Origin of the sequence: Planococcus notacanthi (assembly GCF_030407825.1) — a bacterium.
Taxonomy (GTDB): domain Bacteria; phylum Bacillota; class Bacilli; order Bacillales_A; family Planococcaceae; genus Planococcus; species Planococcus notacanthi.
Genome location: NZ_JASDCQ010000003.1, coordinates 45111 through 59545, shown reverse-complemented (window position 1 = coordinate 59545; position 14435 = coordinate 45111). Strand labels below are relative to the sequence as shown.

The 14435-nt window shown below is 45.6% G+C and carries 17 protein-coding genes and 1 pseudogene; all 18 read right to left on the bottom strand.

The annotated features are described in order from the left end of the window. Nucleotides 1–42: 42 nt before the first annotated feature. The 18 genes and pseudogenes from QMA01_RS11505 to fliM all read right to left on the bottom strand — a co-directional run bounded on the left by QMA01_RS11505 (nucleotide 43) and on the right by fliM (nucleotide 14427). Complete coding sequence (locus tag QMA01_RS11505; protein ID WP_191715164.1) at nucleotides 43–708, bottom strand: haloacid dehalogenase type II; 666 nt, start codon at nucleotides 706–708, stop codon at nucleotides 43–45. Then, nucleotides 705–1331: an NUDIX hydrolase gene (locus QMA01_RS11500; RefSeq protein ID WP_290215040.1), complete on the bottom strand. Its 627-nt coding sequence runs from the start codon at nucleotides 1329–1331 to the stop codon at nucleotides 705–707. The genes QMA01_RS11505 and QMA01_RS11500 overlap by 4 nt, the downstream gene beginning before the upstream one ends. 110 nt (nucleotides 1332–1441) lie before the next feature. Further along, nucleotides 1442–1906, bottom strand: a complete 465-nt coding sequence (locus QMA01_RS11495) for a hypothetical protein (RefSeq protein WP_191715162.1) — start codon at nucleotides 1904–1906, stop codon at nucleotides 1442–1444. A gap of 39 nt (nucleotides 1907–1945) precedes the next feature. After that, nucleotides 1946–2719, bottom strand: a complete 774-nt coding sequence (locus QMA01_RS11490) for a hypothetical protein (protein ID WP_191715161.1) — start codon at nucleotides 2717–2719, stop codon at nucleotides 1946–1948. Nucleotides 2720–2867: 148 nt separating this feature from the next. Further along, nucleotides 2868–3218: a PilZ domain-containing protein gene (locus QMA01_RS11485; protein ID WP_191715160.1), complete on the bottom strand. Its 351-nt coding sequence runs from the start codon at nucleotides 3216–3218 to the stop codon at nucleotides 2868–2870. Nucleotides 3219–3238: 20 nt separating this feature from the next. Continuing rightward, nucleotides 3239–3676 (bottom strand): YaaR family protein, encoded by a 438-nt coding sequence (locus QMA01_RS11480; protein WP_290215039.1) that lies wholly within the window; start codon nucleotides 3674–3676, stop codon nucleotides 3239–3241. Beyond that, the gene (locus QMA01_RS11475; protein WP_225218471.1) at nucleotides 3677–4108 is read right to left on the bottom strand and encodes a DUF6115 domain-containing protein; all 432 of its coding nucleotides are present in this window, start codon (nucleotides 4106–4108) and stop codon (nucleotides 3677–3679) included. Between the two features lie 27 nt (nucleotides 4109–4135). After that, complete coding sequence (locus QMA01_RS11470; protein ID WP_203340689.1) at nucleotides 4136–4894, bottom strand: FliA/WhiG family RNA polymerase sigma factor; 759 nt, start codon at nucleotides 4892–4894, stop codon at nucleotides 4136–4138. A 36-nt stretch (nucleotides 4895–4930) separates the two neighbouring features. Next, nucleotides 4931–5800, bottom strand: coding sequence for a MinD/ParA family protein (locus QMA01_RS11465; RefSeq protein WP_290215038.1), 870 nt, complete (start codon nucleotides 5798–5800; stop codon nucleotides 4931–4933). Further along, nucleotides 5793–6833 (bottom strand): flagellar biosynthesis protein FlhF, encoded by a 1041-nt coding sequence (locus QMA01_RS11460; RefSeq protein WP_290215037.1) that lies wholly within the window; start codon nucleotides 6831–6833, stop codon nucleotides 5793–5795. Before QMA01_RS11460 ends, QMA01_RS11465 begins: the two co-directional genes overlap by 8 nt. Continuing rightward, on the bottom strand, nucleotides 6830–8869 hold the full coding sequence (flhA, locus tag QMA01_RS11455; RefSeq protein WP_290215036.1) for a flagellar biosynthesis protein FlhA: 2040 nt from the start codon (nucleotides 8867–8869) through the stop codon (nucleotides 6830–6832). The genes QMA01_RS11460 and flhA overlap by 4 nt, the downstream gene beginning before the upstream one ends. 22 nt (nucleotides 8870–8891) lie before the next feature. Further along, nucleotides 8892–9980 (bottom strand): flagellar biosynthesis protein FlhB, encoded by a 1089-nt coding sequence (gene flhB, locus QMA01_RS11450; protein WP_191715154.1) that lies wholly within the window; start codon nucleotides 9978–9980, stop codon nucleotides 8892–8894. Beyond that, complete coding sequence (gene fliR, locus QMA01_RS11445; RefSeq protein ID WP_203340692.1) at nucleotides 9981–10760, bottom strand: flagellar biosynthetic protein FliR; 780 nt, start codon at nucleotides 10758–10760, stop codon at nucleotides 9981–9983. Between the two features lie 6 nt (nucleotides 10761–10766). Next, nucleotides 10767–11036, bottom strand: a complete 270-nt coding sequence (fliQ, locus tag QMA01_RS11440; RefSeq protein ID WP_191715152.1) for a flagellar biosynthesis protein FliQ — start codon at nucleotides 11034–11036, stop codon at nucleotides 10767–10769. Between the two features lie 16 nt (nucleotides 11037–11052). Beyond that, nucleotides 11053–11742 (bottom strand): flagellar type III secretion system pore protein FliP, encoded by a 690-nt coding sequence (fliP, locus tag QMA01_RS11435; protein WP_203340693.1) that lies wholly within the window; start codon nucleotides 11740–11742, stop codon nucleotides 11053–11055. Continuing rightward, nucleotides 11739–12380 carry a flagellar biosynthetic protein FliO gene (locus QMA01_RS11430; RefSeq protein ID WP_290215035.1) on the bottom strand — a complete coding sequence of 214 codons (642 nt, stop codon included), beginning with the start codon at nucleotides 12378–12380 and terminating at the stop codon, nucleotides 11739–11741. Before QMA01_RS11430 ends, fliP begins: the two co-directional genes overlap by 4 nt. Nucleotides 12381–12406: 26 nt before the next feature. Further along, nucleotides 12407–13454 (bottom strand): annotated as a pseudogene (gene fliN, locus QMA01_RS11425) (flagellar motor switch protein FliN). Continuing rightward, entirely contained in the window at nucleotides 13444–14427 is a 984-nt protein-coding gene (gene fliM / locus QMA01_RS11420) for a flagellar motor switch protein FliM (RefSeq protein ID WP_290215034.1), read from the bottom strand. The pseudogene fliN and the gene fliM overlap by 11 nt, the downstream one beginning before the upstream one ends. Nucleotides 14428–14435: the final 8 nt, after the last annotated feature.

Sequence of the window (14435 nt, the reverse complement as noted above, 5' to 3'; positions counted from 1 at the left end):
GCCTGTAAAAGGCACTGCCGTTTTGTTTGATGAAAATGCTGTTCATTGCCATTCCAAAATACCGGTAAGGTCCCGATAGATGCTGTCGGGCTCCATACCCAGTTTATCCAACGGCATCCCGTCCCGGTTGATCCAGGCGGTCTGAAAGCCAAAGCTCTTTGCTCCTGCAATATCCCATTCGTTCGAAGACATGAACAGGACTTCGTGGCGTTCCACTCCAAGGACCTTCAAGGCATAGCTGTACGACGCCGGCGTCGGTTTATATTGCTTGATGTCGTCGACGCTGATGATCTCATCGATCAGTTCAGAAAGAACCGAGTTTTTGATAAGCGGCTCCAGCATATCCCGTGAGCCATTTGAAAAAACGGCAATTTTCTTGTCGCGCATCTGCTCTAAAATTTCTGCGGATTCGGGATGTGCTTCGAGATTTCTGTAAGCCTCAAGCAAGGTCTCCACTTTTTCCTCATCATATGGAAGTTCCAATTTCGTCAACGTATAATCCAGGGCATCTCTCGTGATTTTGGAAAAGGGTTCATATTGCCCCATCAATTGCCGCAAGAATGAGTACTGGAGCTGCTTCTGGCGCCAGACGATGCTGATTTCCTCTCCTTTGTCACCGTATAGATCCCTGCACTTCTCTTTGACCGAGTAGACATCGAACAATGTGCCATAAACATCGAATATCAAGGCTTGAATGGATGATTTCATTTGTTCAACTCCTGTCTGATAAGATAGATGATTTTTTCCAAGTAAGAGGAGCTATGCGGCACTATCTCCTTCAGGCCAATCCTTTTTTTGAAAGGACTATGGCCATCAAGCGTTGCGATAAACCCATCAATCTCCACTTCTTCTTCCTTACCCGCAAACAAATCCGCCAATGCCTCAAAATCAACTTCCCCCATGCCGGACACTTCCTCCAGCTGCAACTCAAACCTAAGGTCATTGTTATTCGGCATAGGAGATAAGAAGCAATGGCAGCGTTCGTTGTCAATAAAACCCGGAATCTCCATTTGATCTTTGACCATACCGAGAAGAATGAGCTTATCAAAATCCACTTCCAAGCCAAGTTCCTCTTTAACTTCCCGCACGCCGTCTTCTACAGTTTCATCCGCCAGCAAATGGCCGGCCGCAGTGATGTCGAACAAACCGGGGAAATCTTTCTTGGCTTCACTGCGCAACTGGAGATAAACCGTATCTCTGTTGTTCCTACGCCCCACCATCCAACAATGAAACGTTTCATGCCAAAGCCCTTGTTCATGGACAGCTTGCCGAGTTTCTATCCCTTGCGGATTTCCATGTTCATCGTACACACGCAATTTCTCCGTTTCCATCGCCCTGCCCCTTTTTTCTTTTTAGCATAGCAAAAAAACCGGCCGTATACCTGGCCGGTCCTTCTTCCGATCATAAAATTCTTCTCTGGTCTTAAGCTCTTCAAATGCATTCATGAGTATTCATTAAAATGTGTATCATCCGGCGCTACATGCTTGATGAACAGCAGGTCTTTTTCGGTGATATCCGGAACGAAAAATTCAGTGCCCCAATGTTCGGAAGAGAAAATATGCTGTTCTCCTCTGCTCAAGAAAATGGAGAACCACTTGAGCTTTTTCTTTTCACTGACATGGCAGCTCATCAGGTATTCAGCAATTTCCAATGTCAACAACCCCGAGAAAATGGTCATACCCTGCTTGTCATCAATATCGAACAATCCAGGCAAACTGGTTGTAAGCTCTTCAATCACTCCTGCTTCTTCATTAAAGCAATGAATTTCAAATGTATCGGATTTAGCCAGAAAATATTCCATCAGCAAAAGCCAATAATCATAATTTCCGATAGCAGGTATTCTTTCGACTCCATCACCGTCTATGAATTCGGTAAGTTCAAATTGTAATTGTGTTTTAAGTTCCATGCCATTCATCACCTGCCCTTTTCTCCCCATACACTCTATCTATTCATGCCCACCCAAATTCAGCCGGCGGTAAAATCCTAAGGCTTCTGCCAGAAACTCTTTATCGTAATGCGTTTTGTCATGTATTCTTTCTACCCAATCTTCCAGCCTTTCAATCGGTTCGTCCGGATAAAGACCCGTACTGGTGCTTAAAAAGCTTGTCCAGTTGTCGAACTCCCAATGAACGGTTTCGCCTTCTCCCGGCAACCGGACTTCAACGAGCGGCTCTGGATGGATATGGCGCTGGGAATACTCAGCCGCTTCCATAAAGTCTGCGCGATCCACCGGCTCTATCGTATAGATCTGCTGAGACTGTTTGCCGTTCGGCCGATAATAAATGACTTTTATTCCTTCTTCGGTTTTCTGTACTTGTACTTCCGCTCCCGGAAAGAATCCTGCCAGCCTTTCACCTGTAAACTCCGGTCTATCGACATCCATCAAGATTGGCTGTATCCATTGATCCCCTAAATCACACAGGAATCTGCGCCCATCCCGGTCTTCGGCCATAATAGCGCCATGTGCCTGTTCCGTTCCAAGCTCACTGCCTACCGGATAAGCTTTCACACCCGCTTCATCAAAAGCTGCAAGCAGCCAAATGGCCAAATCAAAACAATTGCCGGTGATTCCATACTGCTCCCGCTGTTCCTTCATCAACTCTACGCTGCGCTGTTTCTGTTCGCCTGAACGCTGAGAATACCAAGCTTTGGTCAAGGTCTCCATTGGAAAATCATCGAATTGCCGCCAAACGGAAAGAATTTCTGCTGGTGCTTCCATTTTTTCCACCTTCTCTTTTTTCGTATGGCTATTACTTCTCTTTTCCCTCTAGAAAGTCCTTCTAAGCTCAGACGAACTACAGACATTTACAGTAATCAAAAAAAGAACAAGCCCGAGGGTTTGTTCTTTGTAAGCGCAGCTTGTGGCATCACTCTGCCAATAAACCTTTGCGCTGACGAATCTGGTAGTAATTCAGTTGCTTGAATAATTCCGAAGAAGTTCCCTGATTTACTGAGAACTCAACTCCGTATTCTATGGTGTCCACTCTTGTTGATTTTCGAACAATCGCCCCTGGCAACAGAAAAGCGCTGTCCAGTATTTGAAAGCTGCAATTTACACTTTCCTGCAAAGGAATATTAAGCGCTGAAGAAAATGTCAGTCCCCCTACACTGACATTGTAAATCTCAATCGGCAAGAATCTGCCTCCGTAAACCGATACTTTACCAGTTACGGCCTGATTAAAAACTACCCTAAAAAACTCGCGACGATTTTCTCCCATTTCGCCCTCTCCACCCCTGGTTACATATACAAATTGACGAGCAAGCCTTTAATTTCTCCAACTAGATCTAAAGTACCGATACCAGCTTCTTCATTATTCAATAATTCGTCTTGAATTTCAATCAGTTTTTGATCAATCACTTTGATGATCTGATGGGATTTCATGCCTCCGCCTGGCGCATGGCTTTGTTCATCCGATAAACGTAAACCATGCCGTGTGGATTCGCCGACGAATTGCTTGACTGCCTGCTTGTAATTCAATAGGTTTTCGAGTGTCCGCTGGTTGGAAAGCTTCTGGCCTTGTGCATCTACACGCCCCATCAATTGGTTCAGGGAATCATTGTGAAGCTTAGATTGGGATTTTTTCATGGCTGTCAAAAAAAGATCACCGCTCTTATTTCCCGAGCCCTGTACCGAGAGCCGTTCGTTTTGAATATTGTTTTGACTGTCAATGCGCATTCACAGCACCTCGTCTTCTTTCGTATTCTCATGATGCTGATTGTTTCTATTAACGACGAGTTCCACTTTTCCATACTCCGTTTGGAGCACTTTGGCAATTTGTTCGAAAGAAAATCCTTGTCTGGAAAGCTGCATGATCTTTTCAGTTTCTATAGAATCGATTTCCGGCACCTCTTCAAACTCAGAGGCAAGTTTTTCTTCCAAACGTTCAATTCGCTCCACTAAATCCGACTCGCTGCCTTTCAGATGGGAAAGTAATTTATCGTAAAGTTCCTTATTTTCTTTTTCAAGTTGGGCTATGAATTCCGCCATATCTTCATGGATTCCAGCTGGGGCTTGTTCCGCCTGCTGCTTTTTAACAGATAGCATCAATTTTATATTCATTGCCAGCAATAAGAAGATTATTGCGACCGATAGCCATTCCATTGTCATCCCCGCACCTTCTGTTTTGATTGCACCTTAATAATTATCATGTACGGATAAAATCGAAGCATGCAAACGCAGCATGGCTTTCGAGTGAAGCTGTGAGACTCTTGAAACGCTGACATTGAGAATTTCCGCAATCTCGGTTAATTTCATTTCTTCAAAATAACATAGAGAAACAGTGATTTTTTCTTTTTCCGGCAATTTATCAATCGCACGGACTAATGATTCCTTGGTCATTTGCTCTGACAGGTGACGTTCAGGGGAATCGGCATAGTAGCTACCCATTGTCCCTTGCTCTTGGAAATGTTCATCATCCATTGAAATCATTGTCGATAAGGCGGCTTCAGAAACCGTCTTGTTAAGTTCCGCTTTGGTGATGCCCAAGTAGGCGCTGACTTGGTCATCAGAGACCGATTCGTTATTCTCCTGTTCCAGCAATAGATAGGCCTTTTCAATTTTTTTCACTTTATCCCGGACAGAACGCGGAAGCCAATCACTGTTCCGCAGCCCATCAATAATAGCCCCTTTAATGCGCCAGGAAGCATAGGTTTCAAACTTCAGATCCCGCTCGATGTTGAATTTGCTCAACGCATCAAGCAATCCTTCATAGGCATAGCTTCGGACATCGTCTTTTTCCACAGTTTTAGGCAAACTGATCATAAAGCGTTGTATGACGTAATCCACTAAGGGAAGATACTGCTCAACCAGGTAATCGCCAGCCTGCGGATCCCGGTGCTGTTGCCAGTCACCCCAATAATTAAGTTCTTCTTTTGATAGTTTCTGGTTCAGCATGATTTTCACCACCATTTCCAAGCGAAAAAACCGCCCTTATTTAAACAAGATTTTCATGATAAAGCCTTTAAGGCCGAGCTTATACGGCAACGGCAGCTGCAGAAATCCACTTGCCATTTGGCGTATGGCTGTTGCCGACTCGCTGTTCGGATAGGCCAGTAGAAGCGGTTGCTGCCTTTTCACAGCTTCCGGTACGCGCGCGTCGCTCGGGATGCACCCCAATGAGCCAATTTCTTTACCCAAAAATTGCTCAGTAGCCTGTTTGAAATTGTCTGCCGTTTGTTGCCCCTCTTTTTCGCTGATGCATTGGTTGACCACCAATTTCAAATGGACATTCGGATCGATGCCCTGGACCATTTTTACGACCGAGTAGGCATCCGTGACCGAAGTCGGCTCCGGAGTCGTCAACAGAATGACATCATCTGCGGCTAGGATAAATCGCAGATTTTCATAAGATAAGCCTGCTCCCGTATCCAGGATGATGTAATCCACCTTGCCGTGCAGAGTGCCCAATTCCTTAAAGAATTTTTCCAATTTCAGATCATTCATCTGAAATAATTCATTAAAACCGTTGCCTCCTGAAATGAACAGCAAGCCATTCGGTCCTTCTTCGATTATGTCCTGTACAGCCAGATCTTTTTCGATCATCGTTGCGATGGTTTCCCGCGGCATAAGGCCAAGAAGCACCTCAATATTGGCAAAGCCAAGATCAACATCAAAAATCAATACTTTCTTGTTTTGCTCGATCAAGCTTAATGCAAAGTTCAAAGCGAAGTTTGACTTTCCCACCCCTCCTTTGCCGCTGGTGACTGCCAGGACACGGGTCTTTTTACCAGCTTTCCTGCCAGGATTTTCGGGTTGCTGATTCTTCATCTTTTCTCTTAGACCATTTGCCTGATCAAGCATGATTGTCTTCCTCCAATATAAAATCCGCCACTACACTTGGAGTGACTTTCAGTATGTCGTTGGGAACATTTTGCCCATTGGCGATCTGGCGAATGGGAATATCATAATGATGAATTAAGTTGAGGATCGCTCCCACAGAACTGGTTTCATCTTTTTTGGTTAACAACAATTCATCCACGGAAAGCGATTGAAAATTATCTATGATTTTTTTCATATCCTCGTACTTTGCGGTCAAGCTCAACACCAAATGAATTTGAATCTTGCTGGCAAGCGGCAATAATCGTTTCAGCTCTTCGATATACTGGGCCTGTTGATAATTGCGTCCTGCCGTATCCATTAAAATGATGTCACAGTCCTGAAAATCCTCCAGTGCAACCAACACATCTCCTGCCGTTTCAACCACTCTGACCGGAATATTCAAGATGCTGCCATAGGTCTTCAATTGCTCTACTGCGGCAATGCGATACGTATCTGCAGTAACTAATCCCACTTTTTTATCTTTGTTCAGCATATAATCAGCAGCAATTTTAGCGATGGACGTTGTTTTTCCGACACCCGTCGGACCCATAAAACAAATGATTTCCGGTTCTGTAACAATGCTTGGGCTTTGATTGTTTTCAACCATCTCCATCAATTCTTCGCGAGCCATCTGATGCACAATCTCTAACGTATGGTCAGCTTTGTCCTTTAGTCTTGAAATCAGTTTTGAAAGCAATTCCCCTTGGACATCCACTGCCACTTCCTGTGCCGCCAATAGTCTTTTTATTCCCTGAAGCAGTTCAGCAGTGGATTCGATTTCCAGTGTTACACTGGTCGCAGCTTTTGGAAATTCAACTTGCTGGACCTGCATCTCCTGCTTCACTTCGGGGTCAACGGCAGCAGTGACTTCCAGTTTGTCTTTCTGGAAAAACCCAAGAAATCCGCCGGTTTTGATTTTTTTGGTATTCAAGATCAAAGCATCAGCACCTAAATCCTGCTTGATCAGCGGGATCGCTTCGGTCATTGTGCCGACGATATAGGTTTTCAGCATCATGAGATGTTAACCACTCCAACACTTTGAATTTCAATTTCGGGTTCCAGTTCGTTATAGGACAGCACCGGCAGATCTGGGGCAAAACGCTCCACGAACTGCCTCATGTAAATCCGGATGGCCGGAGACGTCAGCAGAATCGGCTGGACGCCGGTTTGCTGAAGCTGTGCAGCTTGTTCCGTAATCTTCTGGAAGATTGTCTGGGAAGACTCGGGGTCGATGGACAAGTAATTGCCCTGTTCTGTCCGGTGAACCGAATCCGCGAACTTCTTCTCGAGACTTGCTCCAGCTGTAATCACTTGCAGCGGTTCTCTCTGTGTCGCATATTGCAGCGTAATCTGGCGCGACAAGGACTGGCGTACGTATTCCGTCAACAGATCCGTATCCTTTGTTTGCGAAGCATAATCGGCCAGCGTTTCCAAGATGACCAATAAATTGCGGATCGACACTTTCTCTTTCAGCAACTTCATCAGCACTTTCTGTACTTCACCAATTGTCATCAGCTGCGGCACCAATTCTTCCACCACTGCAGGTGCGGTTTCCCGTACATTTTCAATCAATGATTTCACTTCCTGCCTGCCAATCAATTCATGGGCATGGCGTTTAATGACTTCTGTCAAATGAGTGGAAACGACAGAAGGCGGATCGACGATGGCATAGCCTGCCATTTCAGCTTCTTCTTTCATGTCTTCATTGACCCATAGAGCCGGCATGCCGAAGGCGGGTTCAACTGTTTCGATGCCTTCCACCGCTTCGTCGTCAATGCCCGGGCTCATGGCCAGGTAATGGTCGAGCATGATTTCACCCGACGCAACCCGGTTCCCTTTGATCTTGATGACATATTCATTGGGCTGCAGCTGGATATTGTCACGGATCCGGATAACTGGAACCACGATGCCCAGCTCCATTGCACATTGCCGGCGGATCATGATGACACGGTCCAGCAAATCGCCGCCTTGGTTTTTATCGGCAATCGGAATCAGTCCATAGCCGAATTCAAATTCGATGGCATCAACATGCAACAAATCGATGACGCTTTCCGGGCTTTTCATCCCTTCGATTTCTTTTTCATCTTTGCTTAAGTCGACGTCCTGTTTTTCTTCAGATTTCAAGGTCTTTTGCATACTGAACGCGCCATAAGCGATGACACCTGCAATCGGCACCACCAACATCGGGCTGATCGGCGTAAACACTGCAAACATAACCAACGTGCCAGCTACGATGTACAGCATTTTCGGGTAAGCAAAAAGCTGTTTGGTAATATCCGAACCCAAATTGCCATCCGATACCGCGCGCGTTACAACAATCCCCATCGCAGTCGAGATCAATAGGGCTGGAATTTGGGAAACCAAACCGTCTCCGATCGACAACAGGGTGAACAGCTGGGCCGCTTCTCCGAATGGCAGTCCGTGGACCATCACACCGATCAGCAAACCGCCGATAATGTTAATGAGCGTAATGATGATGCCGGCAATTGCATCTCCTTTGACGAATTTGCTGGCACCGTCCATGGCACCATAGAAATCCGCTTCTGAGCTGACTTTCTCGCGGCGGTTCTTGGCTTCTTGATCCGAAATCATGCCAGCGCCAAGATCAGCGTCGATGCTCATCTGTTTGCCGGGCATGGAATCGAGTGTGAAACGTGCAGCCACTTCCGCTACGCGTTCTGATCCTTTTGTGATGACCAGGAACTGGATGATGACGAGGATCAGGAATACCAGAATCCCGATGATTGCACTGCCACCGACCACAAATGAGCCGAATGTTTCAATGACTTGTCCACCGGTTTGGTTAGTGAGGATCGAACGCGTCGTCGAGACGTTCAAGCCTAAACGAAATAAAGTCGTTAATAATAATAAAGTAGGAAAAATAGAAAATTGCAGCGGTTCTTTTGTATTCATTGCCACTAACAAGATCGTTAAGGCAAGACTGATATTGATCATGATTAAGACATCTAATAAGAGCGGCGGAAGAGGGATGACCATCATCACCACAATCATGATGACGGCTACCATGATGGCATAATCTCTAAATTTCACGCGTATCCCTCCTCTTTCTTGTTCATCGGATTTTTCCTTTTAATCGGTAAATATATGCTAAAACCTCTGCCACAGCCAGGAACAACTCTTCCGGAACGGTATCTCCGACTTCAGCCTGGGCATACAGTGCGCGCGCAAGAGGTTTATTTTCCATCGTCACAATTCCAAATTCTTTTGCTTTTGCTTTAATCTTTAACGCCAGATGATCTTTGCCCATTGCGATGATGACCGGAGCCGCCATCGTTTCGGCATCGTATTTGATGGCGATTGCGTAATGCGTTGGATTGGTGATCAATACATCCGCGCCAGGCAAATCCTGAATCATGCGATTCATGCTCATTTGCCGTTGCTTGTCTTTTATTTTTCCTTTGATCAGCGGATCGCCTTCCGCTTTTTTGTATTCATCTTTGATGTCCTGTTTCGACATCCGTATGCCTTTTTCAAATTCGTATTTTTGGTACATATAATCCATGATCGATAAACACAGCAGGATGATGCCAGCAGTCAGACCCATTTTAAAGACCAATGAGCCGATAAAGGATAAAGAAAAGCTGATGCTTTTTTGGGACAGTGTAAACAGTTCTGCTTTACTGGTCCACAGCACACCAAAAGCGGCACCGCCGATAATGGCGATTTTCAGCAGAGATTTGCCTAATTCCACCAGGGCACGAAGCGAGAAAATCCGCTTTGCCCCTTTGACCGGATCCAGACGTTCGAGCTTCGCCATGATGGGATCGGTTGTAAAGATGGCCCCTACTTGGATAAAGTTTCCCAAAAAACCGAAGATTACCCCAACCAGCATGATGGGCAGCATTAATAAAAATGCATTCATCGCCATTTGTTCAAATAATGTACGGATCGTCGCCGGCGTTATTTCCCAGGAAATATATTCAGTGAAATGAATGCGGTAAATAGCCAATATCCGGTCCAACATCCAGCCGCCCATCGAATTCAGCAGCATGATGCCCCCTAATATAATCATGGCAGCCGCGACTTCCGGGCTTTTGGCGACTTGGCCTTTCCGCTTGGATTCCTGGCGTTTTTGCGGTGTCGCTTTTTCAGTTTTCTCACCGGCAAAAAATTGCAGGTCCAAAGGATACCTTTTCACCACTTACGTTCCTCCTAATAAACTGATCAACTGAGCCATGCTCACCAGGAGTTTCTCAAAGAGAATCTGCAGGATATAGAAGAACACGGGCATGGTCAGAAAAAGCATGATAAAGCCGACAAAAATCTTCAACGGCAGACCGACCGCAAATATATTCAGCTGCGGCACCGTCTTGGCCAGAATGCCCAGGGCGATGTCCACTAAAAACAAAGCGCCGACAATCGGCAAAGCGATCTGCAACGCAATCAGGAACATTTCCGTAAACAAGCCGGTCATAAAGTGGGCGATGTCTTCAGCCTTCACTGAAATCGCCAAACGCTCCACCGGAAACACGCGGAGGCTCTGCATGACGCCATCCAGCATCAAGTGATGGCCGTTGACTGTCAGTAAGAATAAGAGCGCCAGCATGTACTTGAAATGGCCGATGATCGGCACCTGGGCACCTGTTTGCGGATCCAATACGTTGGCCATGGAAAAACCCATTTGGAAATCGATGAACGCTCCAGCAATCTGCACTACATATAGCACCAACGCCGCTGTGAAGCCGAGTGCCAAACCGGTTCCGAGTTCTTTGAGGATCAATAAAATATAAGAAGAGTCCAGTAAAATCGATTCGTTCATCGGAAGAGTCGAAACAGCTACATATGCCAGAAAAGCGGCAATGCCGATTTTGAACTGAGTGGGTACACCCCGCATCGAGAACAGCGGAGCGATCAGAAAGAAGCTGGTCAAGCGGACAAGCATCAATAGAAAGTAAGGCAGTATGTCAAAAATCATTTCCATATCCCTTTACCCGATGATTCTTGGCAGTTGCTGAAACAGGTCTCTCGTGTAATCCAACAACAGCGTCAGCATCCAAGGCCCAAAAACTACAAGCGAGATGAAGACCGCCAATATTTTGGGGATGAACGACAATGTCTGTTCCTGAATTTGCGTCATCGCCTGGAAAACACTAACCAATAATCCGACCGCCAACGCAATCAACAGCATCGGAGCAGATATAAGGATAATGGTAAATATCGATTGTTCGGCTAGTTTGATCACCATATCTGGAGTCATCGTTTTCTTCCCTTCGTCAAAAGCTGACAAGCAGCGATTCGATTATTAAGTACCAGCCATCCACCAAGACGAACAGCAAAATTTTAAACGGCAATGAAATCATGACCGGAGGCAGCATCATCATCCCCATTGCCATTAACGTGCTGGCTACGACCATATCGATGATCAAAAAAGGAATGAAAATAACAAAGCCTATTTGGAATGCCGTTTTCAGCTCACTGATGGCAAACGCCGGAATCAATGATGTCAACGGAATTTCTTCAATGCTGTCAGGCTTTTCCAGCTCGGCGTATTTGAAAAACAAAGCTAAATCTTTTTCCCGAGTGTTCTGTGCCATGAATTGCTTTAATGGAACAATGGCTGTGTCGAGCGCTTCCTGCTGCTCCAATTCTCCGTCCAGATAAGGCTGCAGGGCTGTTTCATTCATCTCCACCGCAATCGGCGACATGATGAAGAACGTCAGGAATAAGGCCAATCCGACCAATACCTGGTTCGGCGGCATGGACTGCGTACCAAGACCCGTGCGGACAAACGACAGGACGATGATGATCCGCGTGAAACTGGTCATCAAAATGAGGATGCCTGGAGCCAGAGACAAAACAGTCAGCAGGAAGAACAACTGGAGCGTCGTCGAGACATCTTCAGGTGACTCTCCGCCAAAATCGATGCCCGGAATATTGATGGATGATAAAATTTCCGGAATCATAGCGGACGTCCTTCCTTATCTTTCTGTTCTTGCCCAAGCCTTGCTTCAAGTTCCTGTTGCTGGGCCTTCTGCTTGTTCAGGCTTTGCTTGAACAGTTGATCAAAACCACTTTTTTGTGGGCTTTTTGAAAAACTGCCGATTTTCTTTTTTGTAAAGTCGAACAGATTTTTGGAAAGCGGCGGCGATTGCTGCTCAAAGTCCTTTTCAATGCCGCTGATTTCCGCTGCATCCGAGAACTCTTTGATCAGCGTTACTTCATTGCCCACACCGATCAAATACATCTGTCCGCCGACTTTCACCAACTGCAGCGATTTGTTGTTGCCAAGAGGCGTACCGCCCATGAGCTTGACCGCTTGATTCGGCTGAAAGTTTTTCTGGCGTGCTGCTAAAAACTTGATCAAGCCGTAAATCATCGCCACGATCAATAGCGTATAAAGCACCAATTGGACAATGATGCCAGCCAGGCTTTTTTCTTTTATTGGCGCCGCATCATCTACCGGTGTTTCTTCTGCCGGTTCTTCATTGTTCAGCCATTCCACAACATTCGGGCTGGCTTGAGCAGACAATGGCACGGACAGTACAGACAGCATTAGTATCGCCATAATTAGCGGTATGACTAAAAACAATGATTTGTTCAATCTGGACAAACTCCTTCTTTCAGGCATTAACGCAATTTCGAGATGCGTTCAGCTGTGCTCAGCACATCCGTTACACGGACACCAAAATTCTCGTCGATGACCACTACTTCTCCCACTGCGATCAACTTGTTATTGATTAGGATATCAACCGGTTCTCCAGCTAATTTATCCAGTTCAATGATGGACCCTTGGGAGATTTCCAGTATGTCTTTAACCATGCGCTTTGTGCGCCCCAGTTCCACCGTCACTTGAAGCGGTATATCCAACAGCATATTCAGGTTATTTGGTTCGGTTTGTGCTGTTTCCGTATTGTCGAAACTTGAAAACTGGACATTTTGCACAGTCGGTGTTTCTTGGATTGTTTCGTTCGGCTGCTTATCTGATTGCATTGGCATTTCGCGTATCTCCTCTATTTCTTCATCATTAAACGGTTCGGTCAGTATCGCTGCCAGTTGTGTTGCCAACGCCACTGAAATACATAAATGGAAACGAACATTCTGTTTGCCGCCAATATTGAGTTCAAATTTAGCTTCCACAAACCATTGCTCTTTAGTGAAATTAGCTAACGGAAAATCTTCCAATTGTTCTACAGTATCCATACCGGACAAAGAATGGGAAATTTCCGCTTCCAGCAGCGCCGACATCGATTTTGCCACCGATTCAAACATGGTTCCGATTATTTTCTGTACCCGCTGAAATTGCTTTTCTTCTTCCACATCAGCTAAGCCAGTTATTCCAGCCGCAGCATCAACATCTTTTTTCGATATGGACAGAATTTGCATTCCATTGGCTGCTCCACTGTATTCCCCCAAAACCACATAAAATGGTGCAGCGGCTGATGCCAACACTTCATCTCTATGGGTCACGCTCAAAACGGGCGCAGTCACAAAAACCTGTTCAGAAAGCAGAGAAGACAACACGGCAGCCGATCCGCTCAATGATGCATTCAGCAATTCGCTGACTGCTTCTGTTTCAGTTTTGGACAATGAACTTTCAGGCATCGCCTTTTCCCCCTGTCTTTTTATGCTTTAGCATTCGTGATAATTCTTCAGAAAATAGCTGATTAATCCTCATCAGACAAGTCTCCCGCAACGGTCACTTCCGTTATCTGTACTGCCATTCTGCCTTTCGAGACTCCAGGCTGTGCATGGAACTTCGTTTTGTTGTCTACTAGAAGTGTGACAGGTGCATCGTAGGATTCATTCAAACGAATCACATCGCCATTCTTCAAGTTCAGAAAATCTCCAAGTTCAATCGTTGATTTTCCTAAAACAGCTTTTATTTCCATTTTGGTGCCTTGGAGCTTTTCTTCCAGTGCTTCCAGCTCATGTGTCTCAACCGCTTTTTTCTGATTTGCCAGCCAGTGTTTCGCCGATAACTTCGGCAGAATATGCTCTAGCACCACATGGGGCAAACAGATATTGACGAAGCCTTCGACTTCCCCTATTCTCGCGCTAAGCTTGACCAGAATGACCGTTTCGTTTGGTGGGGACATTGTTAAAAATTGAGGATTCACTTCAATCTCTTTCAGTTCCGGAGTTAGCTTCAACACTGAAGACCAAGCCTCCTGGAAACTTTCCAATGACTTCGAGAATACCCGCTCAATAACGCTGATTTCAATTTCAGTCAACTCATTGTCCTTTTCCAGAACAGTGCCTTGGCCTCCCAGAAGCCGGTCGAACATGACATATGCCACATTCGGGGAAAAATCCATGACCATGCTGCCCTGCAGCGGCATTGCTTCAAACACACCTAAAATCGATTTTTTCCGGACATTCCGGATATATTCGTGATAAGAAACCTGCTCAACTGCATCTACGTGGATCTGAACATAAGTCCGCAGCTGGGCAGAAAAATAAGAAGTCAACAAACGTGCAAAATTTTCATGGATTCGGGACAAAGTCCGGATTTGATCCTGCGAAAAGCGTAACGCTTTTTTAAAATCGTAAACCTGGACATTTCTTTCCTTCTCAACAGCTTTCGGTTCTTGTTGCCCCATTGCCGAAAGAATGGTTTCGATATTCTCTTCTGATAAAACATCTGTCAAATTGATTG